The 4,479-nt window shown below is 67.5% G+C and carries 9 protein-coding genes; 7 read left to right on the top strand and 2 right to left on the bottom strand.

Annotated features, from left to right (window positions below; translation table 11 throughout):
• The 6 genes from LH128_RS19230 to LH128_RS19250 form a co-directional block, all read left to right on the top strand.
• Window positions 1–396 (top strand): DUF736 domain-containing protein (locus LH128_RS19230; protein ID WP_008831347.1); only part of this gene is annotated, 396 nt, incomplete at its 5' end.
• A 164-nt stretch (window positions 397–560) separates the two neighbouring features.
• On the top strand, window positions 561–995 hold the full coding sequence (locus tag LH128_RS19235; protein ID WP_008831348.1) for an antirestriction protein: 435 nt from the start codon (window positions 561–563) through the stop codon (window positions 993–995).
• A 61-nt stretch (window positions 996–1,056) separates the two neighbouring features.
• Complete coding sequence (locus LH128_RS19240) at window positions 1,057–1,443, top strand: hypothetical protein (protein WP_008831349.1); 387 nt, start codon at window positions 1,057–1,059, stop codon at window positions 1,441–1,443.
• Window positions 1,440–1,571: a hypothetical protein gene (locus tag LH128_RS34675; RefSeq protein WP_327195216.1), complete on the top strand. Its 132-nt coding sequence runs from the start codon at window positions 1,440–1,442 to the stop codon at window positions 1,569–1,571. Before LH128_RS19240 ends, LH128_RS34675 begins: the two co-directional genes overlap by 4 nt.
• A gap of 42 nt (window positions 1,572–1,613) precedes the next feature.
• Window positions 1,614–2,117, top strand: coding sequence for a hypothetical protein (locus tag LH128_RS19245; RefSeq protein ID WP_008831350.1), 504 nt, complete (start codon window positions 1,614–1,616; stop codon window positions 2,115–2,117).
• Between the two features lie 99 nt (window positions 2,118–2,216).
• Window positions 2,217–2,426, top strand: coding sequence for a DUF7673 family protein (locus LH128_RS19250; protein ID WP_008831351.1), 210 nt, complete (start codon window positions 2,217–2,219; stop codon window positions 2,424–2,426).
• On the opposite strand, the gene LH128_RS19255 is transcribed toward LH128_RS19250, so the two are convergent.
• Complete coding sequence (locus LH128_RS19255; RefSeq protein ID WP_008831352.1) at window positions 2,423–2,941, bottom strand: hypothetical protein; 519 nt, start codon at window positions 2,939–2,941, stop codon at window positions 2,423–2,425. The two genes, LH128_RS19250 and LH128_RS19255, sit on opposite strands and share 4 nt — an antisense overlap.
• 17 nt (window positions 2,942–2,958) lie before the next feature.
• Between LH128_RS19255 and LH128_RS19260 the strand changes: the two genes are divergently transcribed.
• Window positions 2,959–3,735, top strand: coding sequence for a hypothetical protein (locus LH128_RS19260; RefSeq protein ID WP_327195217.1), 777 nt, complete (start codon window positions 2,959–2,961; stop codon window positions 3,733–3,735).
• 16 nt (window positions 3,736–3,751) lie between these two features.
• Here the strand turns inward: LH128_RS19260 and LH128_RS19265 are convergent, their stop codons facing one another.
• Window positions 3,752–4,147 carry a hypothetical protein gene (locus tag LH128_RS19265; protein WP_008831354.1) on the bottom strand — a complete coding sequence of 132 codons (396 nt, stop codon included), beginning with the start codon at window positions 4,145–4,147 and terminating at the stop codon, window positions 3,752–3,754.
• Between the last annotated feature and the right edge of the window lie 332 nt (window positions 4,148–4,479).

Consider the following 4,479-nt stretch of genomic DNA (forward strand, 5'->3'; position numbering starts at 1 on the left):
ACGGTCGAGCTCACCATCGCGCTCCGCCCGGTCCACTCGGCCAATCCCAACGCGCCCAAGTTCGAGGTGATGGCGCTGTCGGCTGCGCGCGCCTGGGTCCGTGTCGGCGCGCTGTTCGAGCTCGCCTCGCGCGAGAGCGGCCTCATCTTCTACAACGGCAAGATCGAGGACCCGAGCTTCGCCCAGCCGCTCTATGTCTCGCTGTTCCAGCAGCAGGATGGCTCCTACAATGTCGTCTGGTCGCGCCCCTCGCGACGCCGCGACCTCCCCGCCGAAATGGCGATGCCCACCGACGATGGCCTGCCGCCGCTGCCGGGCGATGACGCCTCCCAGGCCGGACATAGCGAGCCCGAGGGACTGGGCGCCAGCTCGGCCCCGCCTGCCTTCGCCGACTGATCGCCATCGCTTCTGCCCCGACAGGGCTCGCCTCGCACGCCTGCGAAGCGGGCCCTGTCGTCATGCCGCCGCTCGCGCGGCGCTGGGAAGGGGAGGGGGAGCGGTGATGATGGTCCTGCCGCGAAAAGGAGCGTCCGGGCCGGTCCCTTTGTCGGAGTTCCCCCATGACAGACACTCTTCCTGCCATCGCCGATGCCCCCTGCAACGCCGCAACCCTCGTGCCCGACGCGCGGCGCGGCGCATTCCTTCCGACGCTTTTTGGCCGCCGTCATTTCTTCAAGGGCGAGACGCTGGTCTATTCCTTCCTGCAGTGGCTCTCGGCCGATTATGGCGGTGGCTACTGGCAGTTCATGGAACGGGCGGGGCACGCGCTCTATCTCGTCCCCGCCGGACGACCGGCCTATCGCATCTGTTGCAACAGCAACGGCTATGAGGGCACCGTCTCCGCCGACGCTGCGGGCATCATCGCCACGCTCTTCGCCTTTTCGCACCTCTCCTTCGAGGTCGAAGACGATCATCTCGCCGAGGCCTTCCACCGCCTGCGCGACTATGCCGGCGACCATCCCGAGGCCGCGAAAATCTTCGGCGCGATCGACTAGGTCCGCTCCATGCGCGGGTCTGCCGTCAGACGCCAGGCCCTCCTATCCCCTGGAGGATTTCATGTTCAGCATCTTTGATATCGGCGCGGCGCCGGCGAATGAGGACTGCGCCCAGATCGGCCACACGCCCGACTTCGACGCGTGCAACCGCCTCGAAGTGGAAAGCTATCGCGCCGCCATCCAGACCCGCCTCGGTCCTCCGCCCGAGGGCTGTGCGCTCGTCGCTATCGGCAACGCCCATGATTTCGGGCGCTACCTGACCCTCGGTCTCAAGGTCTGGCGCTTCGCGCAGGACCGGGCCGAGGTCGCCGCCTATGTCGAGGCCGCCGAAAACGGCCTGTCGACCTGGATGGAAGCGGGCTTCACCGCGCCGATCCGCATGCGCCGGGCGGCGACGTGCTGGAGCGGCGCGCCGGGCTCGAGGAGATCGTCATCGGCGCGCTCATGACGACCCGGCCGAACAGCGAAGGGCATTTTCCGATCCCGGACTTCGCGCATCTCCATGCCAATATCGCAGCCGCCTATCCCGCTTGCGCGGCCCAAGCCCGCGCGCGCCTCGCGGCCCTCTGCGCCTGATCTCGCGCAAGGCCGAACACCTTCTTTTCAGGAGCTCACCCCATGGCAAACCGCGTTTCTGCGTCAATCACGCTCGGCGGCACCCTCTCACCCTACGCCTATGAGGCGCTCACCGCGCTCATCACCGCCGAGGCCTTGTCGACCGAATGGGACGGCGAGCCGTTCGAGACCGACCACCATGTTCCCGGCACCGCTCTCAGCCTCTTCGCCCACGAAGTCGCCAACGGCCGGTTCGAGGCCCTCGAAGCCTGGTGCGCCGAGCACGGCATCGCCTTTGCGCGCTGGTCGGGCGCCTATCCTTCGCAATGGGGCGCAGAGCGCGTGGTGTTCACGGGCGCAGGCGAACCCATCTCCTACCCGGTCGACGAAGACGATTATGTCGTGATCGGCCGCGCGGCGCTCGAACGCCTGGCAAGCTACGACGCCGTGCTCGCCTATTTCGATGCGGCCGACTTCGTTGTGCCGCCGCTCGTCGTGGACAAGGCCGCTCCATTCCCCCAAGAGCTCTTGGCCCGGCCGGGCTTTGTTGAGACAGTATCATCATGACAGCGATTCCCACCGACCGCAGCAGCGCGCTGGCCGCGCTCGACCGGCTCGTTCCGCTCGCCCTGTCCGATACCGGGCAGGCGCGGCGGGCATTTTCTCATGGCCTGGTGGAACGGACCCGAGCTGGGCGACTTCCCGGTCGCCGACCTGTTCGCGCTGGACACGGCCGTGGCGCGCGACATCGCGGCGATCGTGGGCTTCCTCGCCGAGCATCCGGGCGCCCTCTATATCGATGCGCTCGGCTATGGCGACGAGATGCAGGCCATCATCGCGCGCTGGCACGCGCCCCAGGCCGCGAACGCGGTCTAGCCCGCCTCGGGCCACGGCCCAAACATCAGATCCACCAGCGCCGCGATATCGCTGACGGGCGCAAAGCGCGCGAGCGGCACCTCGCGCAGCGCGGGCCGGTCCGCCTTATGGCCGAGCGCATTGCCCTTCGCATGGCGGGTGACCTTCTCCCCTAACGATGGCAGGCCTTGGCCGGGCGGGGCGCCGAACCAGCGATAGGCCTCGACGGCGAGGCTGCGCGCGTCATGCCGGATCAGCACGGCGCAGCCATTGGGCTTGGCGCCCAGCCGCGTCTGGATGTCGAAGCTGCGCCGCCTGGCCTGTCCATGCATCGCCTTGAGCTGGACATGCCGCATTATGCCGCGCGCCTCGATGATGAGGTCATAGCCGCTATTGTCGACCTCGCTGTGCGAGACCGAAAAATCGAACTCGCCCCGGCGCCATAGCTCGCCGCCGACATCGGCGAGAAATCGATGCTGCAGGATCGTCTCGCGCGTCGCGGAATAGGTCGAGAGCGCGGCGATCCACGCCTGCATGGGATCTTCCTCCCATTTTGTTCAGCCGGGCGACGAGCCCGGCGCTGCGCGTGCGGCCAGCGGGCCTGCACTTTTCTCACCATAAGGAGACGATCATGGCGAACAACTATCTCAAGGCGAGCTTCCTGATCGAAGTCACGCCCGCCGAGGCCGCGCTCATCGACTGCGCCTTTGCAGCGAGCGATCTGCTCGGCGATCTCGGGGACGAGCCCGCGGCGCGCCTTGCGGCCTATTCTGGCCTGGGTCCGGCCTTTGCCACGGCTTTTCCCCCGGGCGGCGACGATCCGTTCGAGACGTTCCTCGCTCTGTTCGTCGATCCGGCCTATCCGACGTTCGACTGCGATCTGTCCCGATCCGAGTCCCGCAGCGAGGGCCGTGTCCACCTGCACTTTGCCGGGGAGCAGTTCGCCATCGACGCGGTCGGACACCTTCTCTTCGCCGCCGCCAAATCCGCCCTGCCCTTCGGTTTTGAGTTCTCGCTCGATTGTGATCGCCTCGTACCCGGCCAGTTCGGCGGGGGTTATGTTGCCATCACCGAGCATGGCGTCAGCTTCGGCCATAGCAGCGCGCTCCTGGACCGGGCGATCGGGCGCGCACTCGAGGAGGGCGCGGACGGCTATGTGCTGGTCACGCGTCATGCGACCCATGGTCTGAGCTTCTGGAGCCGCGAGGCCGGGTTCGGGCGGCTCGCCGATGCAAGCATCTTCTCCGGGGCCGAGGCGTCGCGGCTGGACATGCCGATCACCGACGACCAGCCCGAATGGCTGGCCATGCCCGCGCCGCTCCGGTTTTGATCAGACCGTAACGCGCCTAGAGAAAGCTGGCGGGATCGGGGGTTGGCGCCCTGCAGGCCGCGCTTTTCCCCGTCTTACAAGCTGCAACCTGTTCGCGCCATGCGGCCATGGCGGCCGCATAGGCGTGCCGCTTATGCCGATACTGGGCGTTCCCGATCGCCACGGCCCGCTGGCGAGCGCGGATCGACCGGTCATAGGCCGCGACGTCATGCTGATATTGGCGTTCCGCCTCCATCAGGGTGATCTGCTGGCGCCGCGCCGTCTCGCGGTTGAGCTGCCGTGTCGCCTCGACCTCCTGTCGGTCGGGTGTCGCCTGCGCCAGGGCAGGGATCGCGCCGGAGGCGGAACCGGCGAGGACCAAAGCGACGATCCAGGGGCGGGTTACAACGCTACGCATAAAGGGTTGTGTCATGGACGGCCTCCTGTCCTTCTTCGCGCAAGAAACCTCAACCTCCCCGACAGTTCCTGGACGGCAACAAAGGGTTTGTAAGGCCCCGCATCCCCCCGCCCGGGCTCGGGATCTGGGTTGCGCGCCGCCCGTTCTCGCATCCCGCTGCGGCCATCGCCGCCGAAGGGGCTGGCGATGATGGGCGCCTGGCGGCGCCTGCTCGGCCCAGCGGCCGAGGAGAGGAGGGGGAGAGAGGACTGGCGTCCCGGACAAGGGGTTCGAGGACGCTTTCCAAGGAGAAGTCCCATGAACATCGGTTCCATCGCCAAGAACGCCGCCGGCCACCTCGTCGGCCG

The sequence above is a fragment of the Sphingomonas sp. LH128 genome (assembly GCF_000293195.2).
Classification (GTDB): Bacteria; Pseudomonadota; Alphaproteobacteria; order Sphingomonadales; family Sphingomonadaceae; genus Novosphingobium; species Novosphingobium resinovorum_A.